Source organism: Streptomyces sp. B1I3, from assembly GCF_030816615.1.
In the GTDB taxonomy this organism is placed as follows: Bacteria; Actinomycetota; Actinomycetes; order Streptomycetales; family Streptomycetaceae; genus Streptomyces.
This window is the reverse complement of record NZ_JAUSYD010000001.1, coordinates 6,772,416-6,790,388: the sequence shown is the minus strand read 5'-3', so window position 1 is coordinate 6,790,388 and position 17,973 is coordinate 6,772,416. Positions and strand designations below refer to the sequence as shown.

Annotated in this window: 20 protein-coding genes and 2 pseudogenes; 7 read left to right on the top strand and 15 right to left on the bottom strand. The window is 70.7% G+C overall.

The annotated features are described in order from the left end of the window. Window positions 1-21: 21 nt before the first annotated feature. From fabG to QFZ58_RS30845, 5 genes are all read right to left on the bottom strand, one after another. Window positions 22-783 carry a 3-oxoacyl-ACP reductase FabG gene (fabG, locus tag QFZ58_RS30865; protein ID WP_307128151.1) on the bottom strand — a complete coding sequence of 254 codons (762 nt, stop codon included), beginning with the start codon at window positions 781-783 and terminating at the stop codon, window positions 22-24. A gap of 200 nt (window positions 784-983) precedes the next feature. Continuing rightward, window positions 984-1,367 carry a DUF3037 domain-containing protein gene (locus tag QFZ58_RS30860; RefSeq protein WP_307128150.1) on the bottom strand — a complete coding sequence of 128 codons (384 nt, stop codon included), beginning with the start codon at window positions 1,365-1,367 and terminating at the stop codon, window positions 984-986. Beyond that, window positions 1,364-2,248: a HipA family kinase gene (locus tag QFZ58_RS30855; protein WP_307128149.1), complete on the bottom strand. Its 885-nt coding sequence runs from the start codon at window positions 2,246-2,248 to the stop codon at window positions 1,364-1,366. The genes QFZ58_RS30860 and QFZ58_RS30855 overlap by 4 nt, the downstream gene beginning before the upstream one ends. A gap of 359 nt (window positions 2,249-2,607) precedes the next feature. Continuing rightward, the gene (locus QFZ58_RS30850; protein ID WP_307129053.1) at window positions 2,608-2,835 is read right to left on the bottom strand and encodes a glycoside hydrolase family 2 TIM barrel-domain containing protein; all 228 of its coding nucleotides are present in this window, start codon (window positions 2,833-2,835) and stop codon (window positions 2,608-2,610) included. A 168-nt stretch (window positions 2,836-3,003) separates the two neighbouring features. Further along, entirely contained in the window at window positions 3,004-3,375 is a 372-nt protein-coding gene (locus QFZ58_RS30845; protein WP_307128148.1) for a helix-turn-helix domain-containing protein, read from the bottom strand. Between the two features lie 92 nt (window positions 3,376-3,467). Here QFZ58_RS30845 and QFZ58_RS30840 point away from each other — a divergent pair, with 92 nt between their 5' ends. Beyond that, entirely contained in the window at window positions 3,468-4,307 is an 840-nt protein-coding gene (locus QFZ58_RS30840; RefSeq protein WP_307128147.1) for an SDR family oxidoreductase, read from the top strand. A 60-nt stretch (window positions 4,308-4,367) separates the two neighbouring features. Here QFZ58_RS30840 and QFZ58_RS30835 read toward each other — a convergent pair whose 3' ends face one another. Beyond that, a complete protein-coding gene (locus tag QFZ58_RS30835) occupies window positions 4,368-4,493 on the bottom strand; it encodes a hypothetical protein (protein ID WP_307129104.1) in 126 nt (41 codons plus the stop codon). Here QFZ58_RS30835 and QFZ58_RS30830 point away from each other — a divergent pair. Then, window positions 4,477-5,160, top strand: a pseudogene (locus tag QFZ58_RS30830) (2-phosphosulfolactate phosphatase); the annotation flags it as partial. The gene QFZ58_RS30835 and the pseudogene QFZ58_RS30830 sit on opposite strands and share 17 nt — an antisense overlap. Window positions 5,161-5,331: 171 nt before the next feature. Here the strand turns inward: QFZ58_RS30830 and QFZ58_RS30825 are convergent. Beyond that, a complete protein-coding gene (locus QFZ58_RS30825) occupies window positions 5,332-5,613 on the bottom strand; it encodes a hypothetical protein (RefSeq protein ID WP_307128146.1) in 282 nt (93 codons plus the stop codon). 32 nt (window positions 5,614-5,645) lie between these two features. Continuing rightward, window positions 5,646-5,963: a hypothetical protein gene (locus tag QFZ58_RS30820; protein WP_307128145.1), complete on the bottom strand. Its 318-nt coding sequence runs from the start codon at window positions 5,961-5,963 to the stop codon at window positions 5,646-5,648. A gap of 789 nt (window positions 5,964-6,752) precedes the next feature. Here QFZ58_RS30820 and QFZ58_RS30815 point away from each other — a divergent pair. From QFZ58_RS30815 to QFZ58_RS30805, 3 genes and pseudogenes are all read left to right on the top strand, one after another. After that, window positions 6,753-7,691 carry a glycoside hydrolase family 11 protein gene (locus tag QFZ58_RS30815; RefSeq protein ID WP_373428680.1) on the top strand — a complete coding sequence of 313 codons (939 nt, stop codon included), beginning with the start codon at window positions 6,753-6,755 and terminating at the stop codon, window positions 7,689-7,691. Between the two features lie 100 nt (window positions 7,692-7,791). Then, window positions 7,792-8,783, top strand: a pseudogene (locus tag QFZ58_RS30810) (polysaccharide deacetylase family protein). A gap of 146 nt (window positions 8,784-8,929) precedes the next feature. Beyond that, window positions 8,930-9,364 carry a Rieske (2Fe-2S) protein gene (locus QFZ58_RS30805; RefSeq protein WP_307128144.1) on the top strand — a complete coding sequence of 145 codons (435 nt, stop codon included), beginning with the start codon at window positions 8,930-8,932 and terminating at the stop codon, window positions 9,362-9,364. Window positions 9,365-9,417: 53 nt separating this feature from the next. On the opposite strand, the gene QFZ58_RS30800 is transcribed toward QFZ58_RS30805, so the two are convergent. Beyond that, complete coding sequence (locus QFZ58_RS30800) at window positions 9,418-10,341, bottom strand: LysR family transcriptional regulator (RefSeq protein WP_307128143.1); 924 nt, start codon at window positions 10,339-10,341, stop codon at window positions 9,418-9,420. 73 nt (window positions 10,342-10,414) lie between these two features. Here QFZ58_RS30800 and QFZ58_RS30795 point away from each other — a divergent pair, with 73 nt between their 5' ends. After that, window positions 10,415-11,419 carry a DMT family transporter gene (locus tag QFZ58_RS30795; protein ID WP_307128142.1) on the top strand — a complete coding sequence of 335 codons (1,005 nt, stop codon included), beginning with the start codon at window positions 10,415-10,417 and terminating at the stop codon, window positions 11,417-11,419. Here the strand turns inward: QFZ58_RS30795 and QFZ58_RS30790 are convergent. Next, a complete protein-coding gene (locus QFZ58_RS30790; protein ID WP_307128141.1) occupies window positions 11,406-12,737 on the bottom strand; it encodes an aminotransferase class I/II-fold pyridoxal phosphate-dependent enzyme in 1,332 nt (443 codons plus the stop codon). The two genes, QFZ58_RS30795 and QFZ58_RS30790, sit on opposite strands and share 14 nt — an antisense overlap. A 35-nt stretch (window positions 12,738-12,772) precedes the next feature. Here QFZ58_RS30790 and QFZ58_RS30785 point away from each other — a divergent pair, with 35 nt between their 5' ends. Continuing rightward, on the top strand, window positions 12,773-13,528 hold the full coding sequence (locus tag QFZ58_RS30785) for a pyridoxamine 5'-phosphate oxidase family protein (RefSeq protein WP_307128140.1): 756 nt from the start codon (window positions 12,773-12,775) through the stop codon (window positions 13,526-13,528). 51 nt (window positions 13,529-13,579) lie between these two features. Here the strand turns inward: QFZ58_RS30785 and QFZ58_RS30780 are convergent, their stop codons facing one another. The 5 genes from QFZ58_RS30780 to QFZ58_RS30760 form a co-directional block, all read right to left on the bottom strand. Further along, window positions 13,580-14,539, bottom strand: a complete 960-nt coding sequence (locus QFZ58_RS30780; RefSeq protein ID WP_307128139.1) for a DMT family transporter — start codon at window positions 14,537-14,539, stop codon at window positions 13,580-13,582. Window positions 14,540-14,698: 159 nt separating this feature from the next. Further along, window positions 14,699-15,751: a DMT family transporter gene (locus QFZ58_RS30775; RefSeq protein ID WP_307128138.1), complete on the bottom strand. Its 1,053-nt coding sequence runs from the start codon at window positions 15,749-15,751 to the stop codon at window positions 14,699-14,701. A gap of 72 nt (window positions 15,752-15,823) precedes the next feature. Further along, window positions 15,824-16,360 (bottom strand): Clp protease N-terminal domain-containing protein, encoded by a 537-nt coding sequence (locus QFZ58_RS30770; RefSeq protein ID WP_373428613.1) that lies wholly within the window; start codon window positions 16,358-16,360, stop codon window positions 15,824-15,826. A 199-nt stretch (window positions 16,361-16,559) separates the two neighbouring features. Next, entirely contained in the window at window positions 16,560-17,159 is a 600-nt protein-coding gene (locus QFZ58_RS30765) for a PadR family transcriptional regulator (protein WP_307128137.1), read from the bottom strand. A 197-nt stretch (window positions 17,160-17,356) separates the two neighbouring features. Beyond that, complete coding sequence (locus tag QFZ58_RS30760) at window positions 17,357-17,782, bottom strand: hypothetical protein (RefSeq protein ID WP_307128136.1); 426 nt, start codon at window positions 17,780-17,782, stop codon at window positions 17,357-17,359. Between the last annotated feature and the right edge of the window lie 191 nt (window positions 17,783-17,973).

The window sequence follows — 17,973 nt, the reverse complement described above, 5'->3', positions numbered from 1 at the left end:
ATGTCCGTTGCCCTTCCGGGGTCAGTTGAGCGGTCCGCCGGCGACGTACATGACCTGTCCGGACACGAAGCCGGCGTCGTCCCCCGTGAAGAAGGCGATGGCGTTGGCGATGTCCTCGGGGCGGCCCACTCGCTGTACGGGGATCTGGGTGGCCGCCGCCGCCTGGAACTCCTCGAAGCCCATGCCCACCCGGGCCGCCGTCTGCGCGGTCATCTCGGTGACGATGAAACCGGGCGCGACGGCGTTGGCGGTGACACCGAACTTGCCGAGTTCCTTGGCCAGGGTCTTGGTGAAGCCCTGGAGCCCGGCCTTGACGGCGGAGTAGTTGGCCTGCCCGCGGTTGCCGAGCGCGGAGGAGGAGGACAGCGAGACGATACGGCCGAACTTGGCCTCGACCATGTGCGACTGGACGGCCTTCGCCATCAGGAACGCGCCCTTGAGGTGCACGTTCATGACCAGGTCCCAGTCCGCCTCGCTCATCTTGAAGAGCAGGTTGTCGCGGAGCACGCCCGCGTTGTTGACGAGGATCGTCGGGGCACCGAGTTCGGCGGCCACCCGCGCGACGGCGGCCTCCACCTGGGCGCTGTCCGACACGTCACAGCCGACGGCCAGGGCGGTACCCCCCGCGGCGGTGATCTTCTCGACCGTGTCCTTGCACGCCGCCTCGTCGAGATCGAGTACGGCGACGGCGCGGCCCTCGGCCGCCAGGCGTATGGCCGTGGCGGCGCCGATGCCCCGTGCCGCTCCCGTCACGATGGCGACGCGCTGCTCGGTGGTGGACATGCTTGGTTCTCCTCGCCCTTGGATCGCGGCTCAGCGGACGTCAGGAAGTTCCCGATAACTGAGCAACCGCTTAGTACCTTCAGCAGACGAGACGCTAGAAGCCCTGGCACCCGGTGTCAACGGGCCACGGGCGTACGGACGCATGTCACACCGGAAGGCGCCCGACCGGATGCATCACGGCGGGCGCCTCCGGCGGGGAATCAGCGCACCAGCAGGTCCAGCAACCGCTCCACCTCGGCGGCCGGGTCGGCGGTGAGCCCGCTGTGCACCGCACCGGGCTGGACGACCGTGGAGCGCGGCGCGATCAGCCACCGAAAGCGCCGACCCGCGTCGTCGCCGGCCGCCTGGCCCGCCGCCTCACCGCCGCCGCAGACCCCTTCGACCGCACGCAGCGCGGCCTGGACACCGGCCACATCGGCGTCCGGATCCAGCGCCATGAGCTTGCGCTCGTCCAGGTGCGTCCGCGCGGCGACGAAGGACTTGGCCCGGCAGTACACCAGCACGCCCGCGTTGAAGCACTCACCACGCTCGACCCGCGGGACGACGCGCACCACCGCGTACTCGAAGACATCGCGCTGACTCATCGGCCGTCGTCCTTGCTGTCGCGTACTGCGCCCGTCCGGGCGCCACGGTCCTTCTCGGTGGGATGCGGCCGCGGGGCCAGGCGGTCGGTGAGCCAGCCCGGCGCCTGCGAGGGCCTTGTCGCCGTGGGCTCCCCCAGCGAGATCCGCTGGTGGATCGTTCCGGCACGCGCCAGCAGCGGTTCCACGTAGGCGCGTCGCAGCAGATCCGTGGTGTCGAAGCCGGGCTCGCCGGCCAGCCACTCGTCCGGTACGGCTGCGGTCACCTCGGTGAGCAGTTCCTCGGTGACGAGCGGGGCCAGCTGTGCGGCCGCGGCCTCGACGTCCGGCGCGAAGGACGCCAGCACGTGGTCGGACGCGTTGTACGGCTTCGCCGCCGAGGCCTGCGCGCCGGGCCAGTTGTGGTGCCAGATCATGGTCGCCCCGTGGTCGATGAGCCAGAGGTCACCGTGCCACACGAGCATGTTGGGGTTGCGCCAGGAACGGTCGACGTTGTTGATCAGCGCGTCGAACCACACGATCCGCCCGGCCTCCGCAGGGTCCACCTGGTAGGCGAGCGGGTCGAACCCGAGAGAGCCTGGCAGGTAGTCCATCCCGAGGTTGAGTCCACCACTCGCCTTGAGGAGCTCCTGCACCTCCTGGTCCGGCTCGGCCAGCCCGATCACCGGATCGAGCTGGATGGTCACCAGCTCGGGCACCCGCAGGCCGAGCCTCCTGCCGAGCTCTCCGCAGATGATCTCCGCGACGAGGGTCTTGCGCCCCTGCCCCGCTCCGGTGAACTTCATGACGTACGTGCCGAGGTCGTCGGCCTCGACGATCCCGGGCAGCGAGCCACCCTCACGCAACGGCGTGACATAGCGGGTCGCTACAACCTCTTCCAACATTTTTCCAGGCCACCCATCTTTACAGCCTTGCAATCCACGGACGGCTCCTCCGGGGCGCAGGGGCGAGAATCGGCGTCGACGATGCCGGGGAGAATGTGGGGAGTTTCGACTGGCGTGCCGCTCTCCCCGCTCCCCGAGCAGTCCGTCGACGGTGCCCCGCCCCTTGCTGCCGGCCTCCGGCACGAAGTGAGCATAGTAACCGAGGGTGATCACGGGCGAGGAGCGCCCGAGCCACGCGCCGAGGTCACAACCGGCTCTCCGGCTTCCAGCATGATCGAGGCGTACGTAAGCGCTCCGGCATCCGTAAGCGCTCCGGCATCGTTGCCCGGACGGCGAACACGCGGCCGGGCAGCCGGACCTCAACCCGGCCGGACGCCGAGCGACCACAGGATGACGCTCGGGTGGTTCTTGTCCCGTTCCACGGTCCACTCAATACGGTCCGAGCAGGCGTCGTGCCAGCGAGGGTCGTCGGAGGGATTGCGCTGTCGGCGCTCCGGGTTGCCCCGGACCGGTTCCGGTCCGGGGCAACCCCGGTCGGCGCGCTCGAAGCCGTGGGTCTCGAGGTCGCATTCGGCCATGGCCCACAGGCCGAGGTCATACCCATCCCCGACGTCCTGTCATCCGTCCCGAGAGGCGATCCCGCCTCAATCGGTCGACCCCGGAAAGCGACTTGTCACCTCATGGCAGCTTCGGGAGCACAGGGCCGGAAACGTCGGTCGCCATCGCGTCGCGCATGTGCACCAGCCGGCACCACGCTAGCCCGTGCTCTGCGGCGACAGTCGCCGTGTGATCCGGTCGAAGATCTCCGTCAACGGCTCGCCGACGTCCCGGCCGAACTCGGTCAGCCCGTAGGTGACCTGCGGCGGCGTCGTCGGCTCGACCTCCCGCCAGACCAGGCCGTCCTGGACCAGCGCCCGCAGCGTCTGAGCAAGCATCTTCTCGCTGATGCCCTGGATGCTCTCGCGCAGCTCGTAGAACCGGAGGCTGTTGCTCCGCAAGGAGATCAGCACCCAGACGCCCCACCTGCTCGTCACATGGTCGACCACGTCGCGCGCGGGGCAGTCGGTGTGAAACACGTCATACCGCACCCCCGCCTCGCCCTGGCTGTCCTGCACGCTTCCCGTCACGTCATGAGCTTACCTCTGGGTACGTCCTTACCAAGAGTTAGTCCCTGCTCCTAACGTCCAGGCCACAGAGCGCATGTGACGAGGAGCTGAACATGATTGTTGTGACCGGGGCCACCGGGAATATCGGCCGGCCGTTGACGCAGGTACTGGCCGAGGCGGGCCAGCAGGTGACGGCGGTGTCACGGCACACGGCGGCGGTGCCCAACGGTGTGCGCCACGTGGTCGCCGACCTGGCCGAGCCGACCAGCCTCAAGCCCGCGCTGGCCGGGGCGAAGGCGCTGTTCCTGTTGCTGTCCGGCGACCTGCACGCCACAGGAGCCAACCCTGCCGACATCATCGGCGAAGCTGCGGCCGGCGGGGTCCGCCGGGTCGTCCTGCTCTCCACACAGGGCGTGGTGACCAGGCCCTCCGGCCGAACGCGGATCGCGATGCGCGCGCTGGAGGACATGCTGCGGGAGTCCGGCCTGGAGTGGGCCATCCTGCGGCCGGGCGGCTTCGCCTCCAATGCCCTGTGGTGGGCCGAGTCCGTCCGGACGCAACAGGTCGTCGCCGCGCCCTTCGGCGACGTCGGGGTACCGATCATCGACCCGGCGGACATCGCCGCGGTCGCGGCAGCCTGCCTGCTGGACGACCGGCACACCGGCGGCGTCTACGAGCTGACCGGCCCTCAGGTGGTCTCTCCGCGCCGGCAGGCCGAGGCCATCGCCGCAGCCCTGGGCTCGCCGGTGAGGTTCCACGAGCTCACCCGCGACGAGGCCAAGGCCGCCATGACCCAGAGCATGCCGGCGGAGCTCGCCGACGACACCCTGGACATCCTCGGCTCCCCGAGCCCGGCCGAACTGCGTGTCAGCCCGGACGTCCAGCGGGTCCTCGGCCGCGCCCCACGCCCCTTCGCCGACTGGGCCGCCCGCAACGTCGCCGCGTTTCGCTGAGACTGCGGCTCCATAGCCGAGTTCCGGCTCCAGTGACACTCCCCGAAACGAATCCGCAGATCAGCGCCGCCAGGTGGACAACTTCACGACGTACGTGCCGAGGTCGTCGGCCTCGACGATCCCGGGCAGCGATCCACATTCCCGCAGGGGGGTGACATACCGGGTCGCGGTGACTTCTGTGAGCATTTCGCCAGGCTGTACGGCATGGCTCCGTGGAGATGCGGTCGTGGTCGACGTCATGCGTGCCTTCACGGTGGCCGCCTGGGCCTTTGGCCGGGGCGCGGAAAGGATCGTTCTTTCCGAGTCGCTGGACGAAGCCCTGACACTCAAGGCGCGCCACCCGGATTGGATGACGATCAAGGACGGTCCGCCCGCCCCCGGGTTCGACGCCGTCAACTCGCCGGGGCTGCTGCGGGCCATGGACCTTGGCGGACGGACCGTCGTGCAGAAGACCACGGCGGGGACGGTCGGCGCGCTCGCGGTCAAGGAGGCGTCGCTGGTGCTGTGCGCCGGCTTCGTGGTGGCGGAGGCGACGGCTCGGCTCTTGCGGACACGCAAGCATGACGACGTGACGTTCGTGGTCACCGGCGAAGACGGGCACGCCGATGAGGATCTGGCGTGCGCTCAGTACATCGCCCGCAGAGCCGCCGGGCCCGGGACGGATGCTGCCGGGTTCCTCCGCCGCGCCGCCGAGTCGCGCGCCGCCGCCGAGCTGGCGCAGGGCGTGCGTCGAGGAGTCCATCCTGATGACGTCGCCCTCTGTCTCGAACTCGACCGGTTCCCCTTCGCCATGGTGGCGGCCCCGGAAGGCTCGCTCATGGTCCTGCGTCCGTGCGCGGCCCCTTCGCCGACCGGCGACGCCCCGGTCCGACCGCCGGTGAAGGTCCACCTCCCACCGGACGGGAGCCGGCATCCGGTCGGGCATGCGGCATCAGCCGCACGTCCCGACGGATGCCCGTGCGCCGACCCCGCGTCGTCGCGGGCTGTCAGGTTCCCAGGGCGTGGCACCACCTGAGAGCCGTCGTCAGCAGAACCAGCCGTTCTGCACCCACCCCCTGCGGTTGATGTCTCCGTAGGCGAAGCCGTAGACCCAGTCCCCGCCGCCCTCTTCGACGAGGAAGGTCTGCCCGCGGTACAAGGTGCCCATCCACGCTCCGTGGGGAGCGGTGACCCGTACGGCCAGGTCCTGGGCGCAGACGGTTTCGCGCTGTCCCACGGTGCCGTCGGCCGCGCCCGCGGGGTTCGCCGTCATCAGGACGGCAGCGGTGGCCAGAGCCAGGGCTGCGAGCTTGCTCGTCGGGGTCATGTCTCGTCCCTTCCGTCGTGACCGCATGCGGATCACCAGGATCCGTAGCCGCCCAGGCATTCCTGCCTGACGAAGCCCCAGTCGTTCGGGCCGAAGTCGAAGGTGGCAGCCCAGCCGTTGTAGACCGGATGAGCGCCGCGGGTGTGTCCGACCTTGTCGCCGCGCGACAGGATCCGCTTGAGGCCGGCCGGACCGGAGGAGCTGTCGTAGTTCGCGTAGAAACTCGCACTGTCGCAGACGATGACCGCGTGCTCAGGAACGGTCGGGTCCGCCTGCGAGGTCCCCGCGGGGATCAGGGTGAAGGCAGCGGTGAGGGCCAGGGCGACACCTGTTCGCCATGTAGTGGACATGACACTCATGATGAGGGGAAGACCACCGCTCCGTCGAGGGGGCCGGGGCGACCGCACCCGATCACGAGACCACCTCCCCGCCCGACCGGCAAGGGCACGACCGTCGCCATGGAGCGGCCAGGAGTGGGGCGCACCCCGGTTCGGGTCTCGGCGCGGGCGGTACGGCCGGAGCGGACAGTGCACGGCACTCCCATCACCCTCCGTGCGCGACAGGTCGGCCCTCACGGTCCCGCCGACCGGCAACCACTTTTCGCAACGACCCAAGAAATCTCGAAAGTTTCGAGATCTCAACTATGTCGATGGATCGGATTACTCGACGGACTCGCGAATGCATCCACCACCGCCACCCCCACAGTGCAACTGACCAGCACATACACTGCACAGCTCGAATTACTCCACCATCGACTCTTTCGTAACTGACGCCGAAACTATTGACAGTCGATGAGGCCGGTTCAACACTGTTCGCCGTCGACAGACATCAGCCACTGTCGATCCGGGCCCACCATGACCCGGCATTCCGGCCGTTCGCCGCGCGCACGGCGAACGGCCCGGTTCGGCCGGGTGCGCGACACCGACGCGCAGGCGCCGCCATCGCCCTTCCGGAAGAAGCCTCACCAAGCCGCGTCACACCGCCCGGCCGCACCGTCGCGAGGACAAGGAGGAAGCACGCACATGAACGATGCACCCGCACATCCGGCCAGTCGCACGCCCGACCGCTTCAGAACGGCCGGCCGCCTCAGAACGGTCGGCCGCCTCAGGCTGCTGGTCCGAAGCGCCTTCGCCATGGCGATGGCCACCCTGGCAGTGATCGGCCTGCCCGGCGCCGCGAGCGCCGACACGGTCGTCAACTCCAACCAGACCGGCACCAACAACGGGTACTACTACTCGTTCTGGACCGACAGTCCGGGATCGGTCTCGATGAACCTGGGATCCGGTGGCACCTACGGCACCTCGTGGAGCAACACCGGGAACTTCGTCGCCGGCAAGGGCTGGAGCACCGGCGGGCGCCGGAGCGTGACCTACTCGGGCAGCTTCAACCCGTCGGGCAACGCGTACCTGACGCTCTACGGGTGGTCGACGAACCCGCTCGTGGAGTACTACATCGTCGACAACTGGGGCACCTACCGGCCCACGGGCACGTTCAAGGGCACCGTCAGCAGCGACGGCGGTACGTACGACATCTACGAGACGACGCGCACCAACGCCCCCTCCATCGAGGGAACGAAGACGTTCAAGCAGTTCTGGAGCGTCCGGCAGTCCAAGAGGACCGGCGGCACCATCACCACCGGCAACCACTTCGACGCGTGGGCACAACACGGCATGAACCTGGGCACGTTCAACTACATGATCATGGCCACGGAGGGCTACCAGAGCAGCGGTAGCTCCAACATCACGCTGGGCAGTTCCTCCGGCGGTGGCGGCGACGGTGGCACCGGCGGTGGCGGTGGTGGTGGCGGAACCGGTGGCTGCACCGCCACCCTGTCCGCCGGCGACAAGTGGAGCGACCGCTACAACCTCAACGTCGCGGTCTCCGGCGCCAGCAACTGGACCGTCACCATGAACGTCCCCTCGCCCGAGAAGATCCTCTCGACCTGGAACACCACCGCCACCTACCCCAGCTCACAGGTCATGACCGCCAAACCCAACGGCAGCGGCAACAACTTCGGCGTCACCATCCAGACCAACGGCACCTGGACCTGGCCCACGGTCTCCTGCTCAGCCTCCTGACCCCCACACGGACACACACCCGTGGGGCGGCGACCGCCCGCAGTCGCCGCCCCACACCCCCCACCCGCCGTCGCCCCCCAGCACGAGGAGGACCCACCGCATGCGAACCACGCCATATCTGCCGGTACGCTCCCTGCTCACCGGACTCGCTGCCGCCGCACTGGCCGTGACCGGCACCGTCGCCGTGAACGACACCCCTGCCGAGGCCGCCGCCTGCAACGGGTACGTCGGCCTCACCTTCGACGACGGCCCGTCCAGCAGCACGCAGGCCCTGCTCAACGCGCTCAAGCAGAACGGGCTGCGGGCCACGATGTTCAACGAGGGCCAGTACGCCGCCTCCAATCCGTCGCAGGTCCGGGCCCAGGTCGACGCGGGCATGTGGGTCGGCAACCACAGCTACACCCACCCCCACCTGATCCAGCAGAGCCAGTCGCAGATGGACTCGGAGGTCTCCCGGACCCAGCAGGCCATCGCCAACGCCGGTGGCGGCACACCCAAGCTGTTCCGTCCTCCGTACGGCGAGACCAACGCGACGCTGCAGGGGGTCACGGCCAAGTACGGTCTCACCCAGATCATCTGGGACGTGGACTCGCAGGACTGGAACGGTGCGAGCACCGACGCGATCGTGCAGGCCAACGCCCGGCTCACCAACGGCCAGATCATCCTCATGCACGACTGGCCGGCCAACACCCTCGCCGCGATCCCGCGCGTATCGCCCAAGGGCTGGCCTCCCGGGGCCTGTGCGCCGGCATGATCTCACCGCAGACCGGCCGTGCCGTGGCACCCGACGGTGGTGGCACCGGCGGTGGCGGTGGCGGCGGAACCGGTGGCTGCACCGCCACCCTGTCCGCCGGCGACAAGTGGAGCGACCGCTACAACCTCAACGTCGCGGTCTCCGGCTCCAGCAACTGGACCGTCACCATGAACGTCCCCTCGCCCGAGAAGATCCTCTCGACCTGGAACACCACCGCCACCTACCCCAGCCCACAGGTCATGACCGCCAAACCCAACGGCAGCGGCAACAACTTCGGCGTCACCATCCAGACCAACGGCACCTGGACCTGGCCCACGGTCTCCTGCTCGACCTCCTGACCCCGACACACCCCCTGCCCGCCGGCCTCGCACGAGGCCGGCGGGTCTCGGCGTGCGGGGTACTGAACACGCGGGACCTCTCGCGCGTAATCACCTCCGACGTCTCGAACTCCGACGTCTCGTACTCCGACGAAGGGATAGCCGACATGAGCGCATCGCAGGAGGGCCAGGTCCGCTTCGGGCGCCGCACCGTCGTCGCAGCCGTCGGTGCGGCGGGAGTCGCCGCCGCTCTCACCGCGTGCGGCGGCTCGAAGGACTCGGACGGCGCGCAAGCCGTCCAGCCGGCAGCCGGGGGCGCGGTGCTCACGAGGACGGCGGACATCCCCGAGGGAGGCGGAGTGGTCTTCGGTGACCAGGGTGTCGTGGTGACGCAACCGAAGGCCGGGGAGTTCAAGGCGTTCTCGTCGAAGTGCACCCACCAGGGCTGCGCGGTGAAGGGGGTCGCCGACAACGCCATCAACTGCCCCTGTCACGGCAGTACGTTCGACGCCACGACCGGCGAGGTCACCGGCGGCCCCGCGACACAACCGCTGCCCGCGGTCTCCATCCAGGTGGCCGGTGATTCCATCACACTCGCCTGACCGACGGGGCCACGCCGAGGCCCCGGCTCGGGGTCCGTACGGCGGCGAGGGCGTCAGCCCTTCTGCGGGACGGGACCGTCCAGCGCCCTTCCCGCTTCGCGCAGTGCTCCCACAGCTGCCCGGATCGACGGCCTGCGGTCCGCGTCCGTGCGCCAGACCGCGTAGATGTGCCGCCGCATCAACTGCCGTACGGGCACCAGCCGCACGCCGTCCGGCACCGGTCCACGCCCCAGGCGTGGGGCCACGCAGACACCGAAACCGGCTGCGATCAGGGCGAGTTGTGTGTGGTGTTCGGCCGCGAGGTGGGCGATGCGGGGCTCGATGCCCTCGGACCGGAGGGTGGACGTCAGCCACTCGTGACAGAACTCACCCGCCGGCCAGGACACCCAGTCGTCGTCGGCGAAGTCCGCGAGGTCGACCTCGGTGCGGTCCGCGAGGGGGTGGCAGGCCGGCATAGCGACGTCCGGTACGTCGTCGAGCAGTTCGGCCCTGGCGAGCCCGCCCGGGACGGGTAGCCGCTTGTTGCTCCAGTCGAGTACCACCGCCAGATCGACGTCCCCGCGCAGCACCGCTCGCATACCGTCCTCCGGCTCCAGTTCGGTCGTGCGCAGTGCGAGGTCGGGGTGGCCCGCGCGCAGGGTGGCGAGGGCGACCGGGAAGAGCCCGCGGGCGGCTGTCGGGAAGGCGGCGAGCCTGACCTCGCCCACCACCTGGCCGCGCTGCGCCTCGATGTCGGACTGCGCGATCTCGACCTGGGACAGGATGCGTGCGGCATGGTCCGCGAGGAGCCGGCCCGCGTCGGTGAGCCTGACGCCCCGGCCGTTCTTGGCGAGGAGCTGCTGCCCCACCTCGCGCTCCAGCTTGGCCATCTGCTGGGAGACGGCCGATGTCGTGACATGAAGGCCGTCGGCAGCACCGCTCACCGACCCGTGCCTGGCGAGGGCATCCAGCGTGCGCAGTCGCTCCAGGTTCAACATGTAAGCGATGCTACGCGAAGGGAGCGACACATTCTCGCTTGTTCTACGCGGTGCGGATCGCCATTGTTGTCCCATGAGCGCCCCCTCCGCACCGAGAACCGTGCACCCCTCCGACACCCCCGTGGCCACGGACTCCGGCCCGGCCCCGCGCCGCTCCACGGACTGGCGCCTCCGCTTCGTGGCGCTGTCGCTCATCTGGGGATTCAGCTTCCTGCTCATCAAGGTCGGCACCGACGGATACGCCCCCTTCCAGGTCACCTTCGGCCGGTTGCTGTCCGGTACGGCGGTCCTGGCCGCCGCCATGGCCGTACGCCGCGAGCGGCTGCCACGCTCCGGCCGGACCTGGGGACACCTCTTCGTCGCCGCGTTCCTCCTGAACGCCCTGCCGTTCTCGCTGTTCGCGTACGCCGAACTGACCATCCCGTCCACGCTGGCGGGGATCTGTAACGCGACGTCCCCGCTGTGGGGCATGGCCCTCTCGCTCGTCGCGCTCTCCGAGGACCGGCCGACCCGCCGCCGCGTCGCCGGGCTCGGGCTGGGCTTCATCGGCGTCCTGACCGTGCTGGGCGTGTGGCAGGGCTTCTCCGGGCTGGACTTCACCGGCACGGCGATGGCCCTGCTGGCCTCCCTCAGCTATCCGGTCGGCTGGATCTACGTGCGTCGCACGCTGGCGGGCTCCGGTTCGTCGGCACTCGCGCTGACCGGCAGCCAGCTGTTCGTCGCGACGCTGCAACTCGCCCTCGTCACGCCCCTGTTCACGTCTGCACCCGATCGCTTCCCGTTGCTCCCGACGCTCGCGGTGTTCACACTCGGAGCGCTCGGCACGGGGCTCGCGGTCCTCCTCCAGTACGGCCTCGTCGAGGAGGTGGGCCCGACGACGGCACAGATGGTCACCTACTTCATCCCTGTCATCGCCACGGCCGCCGGGGTGGCCGTGCTCGGCGAGCGGCTGACCTGGAACACCCCGGTGGGAGCCCTGGTGGTCCTGGCGGGAGCCGCTCTCACGCAGAGCCGGACCCGCACCTCGGCCGGCACGTCCCGCAGGGTCGCCGGCCGTCGGCCGTTCACCCGTGACTGACGGGGCGGACCGGACCGGCCGCGGCCGCCATCGCGTCCGCCAGCGGCGCGATGTCGGCGGCGGCGAGCGAGGACACGGTCAGACGCACCCCGGGCGGTGAGGCCATCCGGAAGCGGGCACCGGGGGCGACCGCCCAGCCCGCCCGCAGCAGCCTGGCCACGACCCCCGTCTCGTCGCTCACGGGCACCCATACATTCATCCCGCTTCGCCCGTAGGCAGCAACTCCCCGTTCGCCCAGCGCGCGTACGAGCGCGTCCCGGCGCTCCCCGTAGGACCGGGCGATCGCCGCCGTGTCGACGGCCCCCGCCGTCCACAGGTGCACGACGGCCCGCTGCAGGATCCCGCTGACCCAGCCGGGCCCCAGCTCCTGCCGCCCCGTCACCCGGCCCACGGTGGACGCGTCCCCCGTGAGCACGGCGAGTCTCAGGTCCGGTCCGTACGCCTTGGCCACCGAGCGCACGAACGCCCAGTGCTCCGTGGTGCCCGCGAGGGGGTGCAGCGGAAGGTCGACGATGGCGTGACCGTGGTCGTCCTCGATCAGGAGCACACCGGGGTGTTCCACGAGGACGGATCGCAGCGACCTCGCCCGCTCGTCCCCGATTGCGGCACCGGTCGGATTCTGCGCCCGGTCCGTGATCACCAGCGCACCGGCCCCCGCCCGCAAGGCCCGTTCCACTTCGCCGGGAAGCGGCCCTTCCTCGTCCATCGCCACCGGCACGGCCCGCAGCCCCATCGCGGGGATGAGATCCAGGAGCGCGCCCCACCCGGGGTCCTCGACGGCGACGGCGTCGCCCGGTCTGAGGTGGGCCGACAGCACCCGCTCGATCGCGTCGAGGGATCCGGAGGCGACCGCCACCGGCCCGGCCGGCACGCCGTCGGCATCCATGGCGGCCCGCGCGAAGGCCGCCAGCTCGGGAATCACCGGGGCGTCGCCGTACAGGCCCGGCTGCCGGCCGTGGGCATCCGCGGCGGCGGCCAGCGCCTCGCGCAGATCGGGGAGCAGGGCCGGATCAGGGTTTCCCTGCCCGAGGTCGCGCCCGCCCGGCGGCGCCTCGATGCGCAGGGATCCGCGGGCCGTGTTCGCCGGACGCGACCGCACCCGGCTCCCCCTGCGTCCTGCGGTTTCGATCACCCCGCGCTCGCGGAGGGTTCGGTACGCGGCTGCCACCGTGTTCGGGTTGACGCCGAGCCGAGTCGCCAACTCCCGCATGGGCGGCAGTACATGACCGGGCGGCAGGTCTCCCGAACCGACTCCGCGTTCGACGCTCGCGGCAATGTCCGATGCGCGGCGCCCACTGATCCGATACTCTTCTAGCACAAAGAGCATTATGCACTAGTGCAATGGAGGACGCAATGCCGGACACCACCGCGACCGAAAGCGCCGGCCCGGACACCACCGCGACCGAAAGCGCCGGCCCGGACACCACCGACCCCGGCAGCGCCGCCCAGGGCAGCACCACCGCCTACCGGCCGACCGACCGCACGGTCCCGAGCCGGTCCAAGCAGCGTGCCTCGTACGACCGCGAGGTGGTCCACGCGATCCTCGACGAGGCATACCTCTGCCACCTGGGGTTCCTCCGGGACGGCGCGCCCGTGGTGCTCCCGACGCTCTTCGGCAGGGTCGGCGAGCGGCTGTACGTGCACGGCTCGACCGGTTCCCGGCCGCTGCGCACGGTGGGGCAGGCGGATCCGGGCCTCGCGGTCTGCCTGACGGTCACGCACGTCGACGGTCTCGTGCTCGCCCGTTCCGCCTTCCACCATTCGATCAACTACCGCTCCGTCGTCGTCCACGGCGTCGCCCGCACCGTGACCGACCCGGAGGAACGGCGCGTCGCGCTCGACGCCATCGTCGACCAGGTCGTTCCCGGCAGGTCCCGGGACTCGCGACCGGCCGACGCGAAGGAACTCGCCGCGACGGCGGTCATCCGGCTGGATCTCGACGAGGTCTCCGCCAAGATCCGTACCGGCGGCCCGAACGACGAGCCGGATGACCTCTCGCTGCCGTACTGGGCGGGCGTGGTGCCGCTGACCCACGGATACTCCGCGCCGCTGCCGTCCGACGACCTGGACCCCGGCGTTCCGGTGCCGGACTACCTGGCCGGGCTCTGACCCGCCGGAGCGGGCCGGCCCAGGGCGGGGACCCACGGGCCGGCCCGTGGGTCAGGCGGGTACGGTGGCCCGGAGCCGCCGGGCCGCAGCCGCCCGGCGCGTCTCGGCGAAGGCCAGGCCGGCCACGGCCGTGAGCAGGAGCAGCGTGCCCACGACCGTCGCAGCCGTGAGCCGCTCCCGCAGAACGGTCACCGCGATGACCGCGGCGCTCACCGGCTCCAGGAGCATGATCACGGAGACGGTCGCCGACCGGACCGCCGCGGCACCTGTGAAGTACAGCGCGTAGGCGAGGGCGGTCGGCACCGCCGCCACGTAGAGCAGCAGCCACAGCACCTGACCCGGCGCGGCCGTGTGCGGCACGAGCCCTTCGGCCGCCGCCAGGGGCAGCAGTGCGATGGCGCCGATCCCGAAGGCCCACGCGCTGGTCGCGAGGGCATCGCCTGCCGCACCGTCACGGCCCAGCCGGCGGGTGAGCAGGGTGATCGCCGCGTACCCGGCCGCGGAGAGCAGGGCCAGCAGCACCCCCGCGGGCCTGACCTCGGCCGTCTCTCCGCCGAGCACCAGCACCGTGAGCCCGGTGAGGGCACCGGCCACGGCGGCGATCCCGCCGCGGCCGATCCGCTCCCCCATCGTCAGCCGCGCGCCGACGGCGATGAGGACGGGCCCGGCGCCGAGGGTGACGACGGTCCCGACCGCCAGACCGGTCGCCTCGACCGCCGAGAAGTAGGCGCTCTGGAACACGGTGAGACCGATGCTGGTCCCCAGGACGCGCACCAGACGCCGACGGCGGGACTCACGGGCGCCCCCAGGGCGGCGGGGCCGCAGGACGAGAGCCCCTGCCAGCAGGACGAGACCGCCGGCACAGCGCCAGAACGACAGGGCGAGAGGGCCGAGATCACTGACCCGGAAGATCAGGGAGGCGGCTGCCCCCGCCGTCCCCCAGGCGATACCGGCGACAACGAGATACAGCAGGCTCCGCCCGATGGACAGGCCGGAAACAGGGTGGGACACGTGGATGCTCCGGAAGAAGAGGGAAGGGTGGTCGCTCGGCTCCGCACGCGGGCAGCGACCGACCGCTCGGGACGTGCCCGAGCCCGGTCTTCGTCAGGAGATGCCGCCGCGCGCTAGGCGGCAGGCGGCGGAAGTACGGTGAGGTGCATGCCCGGCAGCCTACGGCGAGGCCGGGTGCCCGGACAACTCACCCTCCGCGTCGGCGGATCCGCGGGCACCGGCCGGTTCCGAGCCGCCCGGCCCGGACGCCACGGGGCCCGACGGGGGCTTGGGCGTGGCCGACTGGGCGATGAACGCCCCGATCAGCACCACGCCTCCGCCCACCAGTTGGGGCGCCGAGAGGTGTTCACCGAGGAGCACCCAGGCGAGCACGGTGGCGATGACCGCCTCCAGACAGGCGACGACCCCCGCGACCTGTGGCGAGAGCAGTCTCACCGACACCACGCCCGTGACGTAGGCGAGCACGGTCGCGAGCAGGACGATCCAGCCGAGCAGCAGCCAGGCGGGGACGTCGTGCCCGCCCATGTCGGCGCTCCCCGCGAGGACCGACAGGTCCATGCCCCACGGCCTGGCCACCACGGTGAGGACAGCCGCACCCACCAGCAACCCGTACGCGATCACGCCGAACGGATGGGGCGGCCCGCCCTTCGCGGGGGTCTCGCTCCCGGCGCCCGTACTCCCGGCGTTCCCGCTGCCGGTGTCCGACAGGACGAAGTAGCCCACCTGGCAGCACGCCGCGCCGAGTGCCAGCAGCAACCCGACCGCGTCGAACGACAGGCCCGCCCACACCTCGACGACGCACGCCAGTCCGCAGACGGCCAGGACCACGCCGAGCGCGGCGGCCCGGGTGACGGGCCTGCGCTGGACGAACCGCACCCAGCCGAGGACCAGGGCGGGCGCCAGATATTCGACGAGCAGAGCGACGCCGACCGGGATACGGGAGATCGCCGCGAAGTAGCAGGCCTGCACGCCCGCCACGGCGAAGAGCCCGAAGCCCGCCAGGAGCGCGGGCCGTTCGCGTACCAGGTGCCGGTGCCGCCAGGCGACCGGAAGCATGACGAGGGCGGCACCCGTCACGCGTAGCCACACCACGTGCAGCGGGTCGAGCCCGGCCTCGATCAGCGGCTTGGCCGCCACCCCTGAACCACCGAATGCGAAGGCCGAGGCAAGGGCGAGGCCCAGACCCGTGCTTCTGCCGTGAGACGCGTGCATCGGCACATCATGACAGCCGACGTCAGCAGCGTCACCCCTGTCACGCCTGACAGGGATGTGCCTGCGAACGCGTCACGAGCGTGCCCCGGACCGCTGGTCGGCGGCACGGCCGGCGAGCCATGCCGTGTCGACGCCCGCCCGCTCCAGCACTTCGACGGCACGGCACCGCGGGTCGGCGACCAGCGCGGTCAGGAGATCCAGCCCCCCGGCGTGGTCCTCGCCGCGCAGAGCGGCGCCCCGGACCGCACGGTCGACCGCGGCCGCCGCGGACGGCGACCACCCTTCGGCACCCGTTCCGCGCACCACCCGGAACGCACCCGAGTCCTCCTGCGTCCCGTGCCAGCGGAGCCCGTAGCCGATGCTGCGCTGCACGAGGTAACCCAGGACCCTGGCCAGCCGTGGTCCGCCCCCGAAGGCCTCGCGCACGGCGGGATCGACCTCGATGAGGGAGTGCAGGAGGTGGGCCGTATCGACGTGCCGGTCGCCGTCGCGCACCGCCCGCCTGCGCGCGCCGGTGGTCACAGCCGTCATCTCGGCGGTGAGCCCGGCACCGGTCTCGGCGTAGGACGGTGGGGCATGTTCGGGTTTCACTGGTGTCCGGTTGTGCACATGTCTCACCCCATCATTACCGGAGCGCGAAAACGTCCCCGGTACGACCCATCCGCGCATCCCACCGGAGGTGTGCACCGGCCCAGTTCCTCATCCCTGCGGATGAGATCTCGCCACGGCGAGCAGAGCGACGAGCAGAGCAGAGGCCCCACGGCCAGGCCGCGGGGCCTCCATCCGGTCGCCGTTCGTACCGCACGCCTCAGTGCTCGTCGGCCAGGATCAGGTACAGCTTCTTGCGGGCGTCGTTGATCACGGTGAGCGCCTTCTGCCGCTGGCCGGCCGAGCCCGTCTTCCAGACCTGCCCGAACGCCTCCATCAGGGCGAAGCCGGCCTGCCGGATCTCGTTGACGCCTTCCCAGTCGGCTCCACGCCCGGCCTCCTCCCACGGCGCTTCGGGACCGGACTCCGCCTCGGTGCGCCCCAGGTCGGTGAGGGTGAACAGCTTCTTGCCCCCTTCGCTGGCGCTGACGATCAGCCCTTCGTCCTCGAGGAGCTGGAGGGTGGGGTACACCGAGCCGGGACTGGGCCGCCAGGCTCCGCCGCTGCGCTCGCCGATCTCCTGGATCATCTCGTAGCCGTGCATCGAGCCGTCCTTGAGCAGCGCCAGGATGGAGGCGCGCACGTCGCCGCGCCTCGCCCTTCCCCTGCCGCCACCCCTGCCGCGTCCACCACCGAAGGGTCCGCCGCCGAAGGGCGGGCCGAACGGCCCGAACGCGGCGCGCCTGCCTTCGAAGTCGCCCCTGCCGTGATGTCCGGGTCCGCAGGGCCCGTGCCCGTGTTCGTGTCCATGTGCACGCATGACCGCGCTCCTTCTGTCGGTTCGATCCCTGTCATGTTCCATCGCCGCAGTGTCGCGATACGTCAACGATATATCGCCGACTATCGACTGGCAATCTCCCCCCAGGAGGAGCCCGTTCTGTGCCGGCGAACCTGGACCGCGTGCCACTGAAGGTGGACCGACGGCAGTTTGTGACAGTGAAGATGGACCGCCGCAGGTCAGTCGTCCTGGCGTAGGAGCGAAAGTCGCCGTTGGGCCTCGTCACGGACTCCTGGATCCGCATCCGCCGCCAGCGCCTGAAGTTGCCGGATGAGTTCCGCCAAGCCGTCACCGGTCATCCAGCGCGGGTCACCGTCCAACTCCGCGCCGAGCTGGTCAGCAGTTCCCTGGTCGGTCGCGTCGGCTCGGGCTGCAAGTACGGCGCGCAGACCGGCCAGGTCCCCACGTGCCAACAGGGCCACGGCTGTCTCCGAGGTCACTGCGGTGTCTTGAACGTCGAGCAAGAGGCGGTGAAGGACATCGGCGACGGCCCCGAGCCGAGGTGCCGCCGCCAGCCGGCGTCCTGCAGCGGCCCTGACGCTCCATGAGGACGAGTCCGCAGCGACGAGCGAATCAATCAGCTCTTGATCTTGGAAGCCGTTCATGTCACCAGCGTGCCAGGAGACCTCTCAACTGCGGCGGTCCATCCTCGCTGTCGCAAACTGCCGTCGGTCCACCTTCAGTGGCACGCGGTCCAGCTTCGCTGGCACAGGTCAGAGCCGAACCGGCCCCCGATGCTCCGGAAGAGCAGGTCGAAGGCCACTGCGCCAGGCGGCGAACCCGAGCGCCCCAGCCG

Bases quoted from the DNA above. Each gene is read 5' to 3' on its own strand.
- fabG (WP_307128151.1), bottom strand. From the start codon at position 783: ATGTCCACCACCGAGCAGCGCGTCGCCATCGTGACGGGAGCGGCACGG.
- QFZ58_RS30860 (WP_307128150.1), bottom strand. From the start codon at position 1,367: ATGAGTCAGCGCGATGTCTTCGAGTACGCGGTGGTGCGCGTCGTCCCG.
- QFZ58_RS30855 (WP_307128149.1), bottom strand. From the start codon at position 2,248: ATGTTGGAAGAGGTTGTAGCGACCCGCTATGTCACGCCGTTGCGTGAG.
- QFZ58_RS30840 (WP_307128147.1), top strand. From the start codon at position 3,468: ATGATTGTTGTGACCGGGGCCACCGGGAATATCGGCCGGCCGTTGACG.
- QFZ58_RS30835 (WP_307129104.1), bottom strand. From the start codon at position 4,493: ATGCTCACAGAAGTCACCGCGACCCGGTATGTCACCCCCCTGCGGGAA.
- QFZ58_RS30825 (WP_307128146.1), bottom strand. From the start codon at position 5,613: ATGACCCCGACGAGCAAGCTCGCAGCCCTGGCTCTGGCCACCGCTGCC.
- QFZ58_RS30820 (WP_307128145.1), bottom strand. From the start codon at position 5,963: ATGTCCACTACATGGCGAACAGGTGTCGCCCTGGCCCTCACCGCTGCC.
- QFZ58_RS30815 (WP_373428680.1), top strand. From the start codon at position 6,753: ATGGCCACCCTGGCAGTGATCGGCCTGCCCGGCGCCGCGAGCGCCGAC.
- QFZ58_RS30805 (WP_307128144.1), top strand. From the start codon at position 8,930: ATGAGCGCATCGCAGGAGGGCCAGGTCCGCTTCGGGCGCCGCACCGTC.
- QFZ58_RS30800 (WP_307128143.1), bottom strand. From the start codon at position 10,341: ATGTTGAACCTGGAGCGACTGCGCACGCTGGATGCCCTCGCCAGGCAC.
- QFZ58_RS30795 (WP_307128142.1), top strand. From the start codon at position 10,415: ATGAGCGCCCCCTCCGCACCGAGAACCGTGCACCCCTCCGACACCCCC.
- QFZ58_RS30785 (WP_307128140.1), top strand. From the start codon at position 12,773: ATGCCGGACACCACCGCGACCGAAAGCGCCGGCCCGGACACCACCGCG.
- QFZ58_RS30775 (WP_307128138.1), bottom strand. From the start codon at position 15,751: ATGCACGCGTCTCACGGCAGAAGCACGGGTCTGGGCCTCGCCCTTGCC.
- QFZ58_RS30765 (WP_307128137.1), bottom strand. From the start codon at position 17,159: ATGCGTGCACATGGACACGAACACGGGCACGGGCCCTGCGGACCCGGA.
- QFZ58_RS30760 (WP_307128136.1), bottom strand. From the start codon at position 17,782: ATGAACGGCTTCCAAGATCAAGAGCTGATTGATTCGCTCGTCGCTGCG.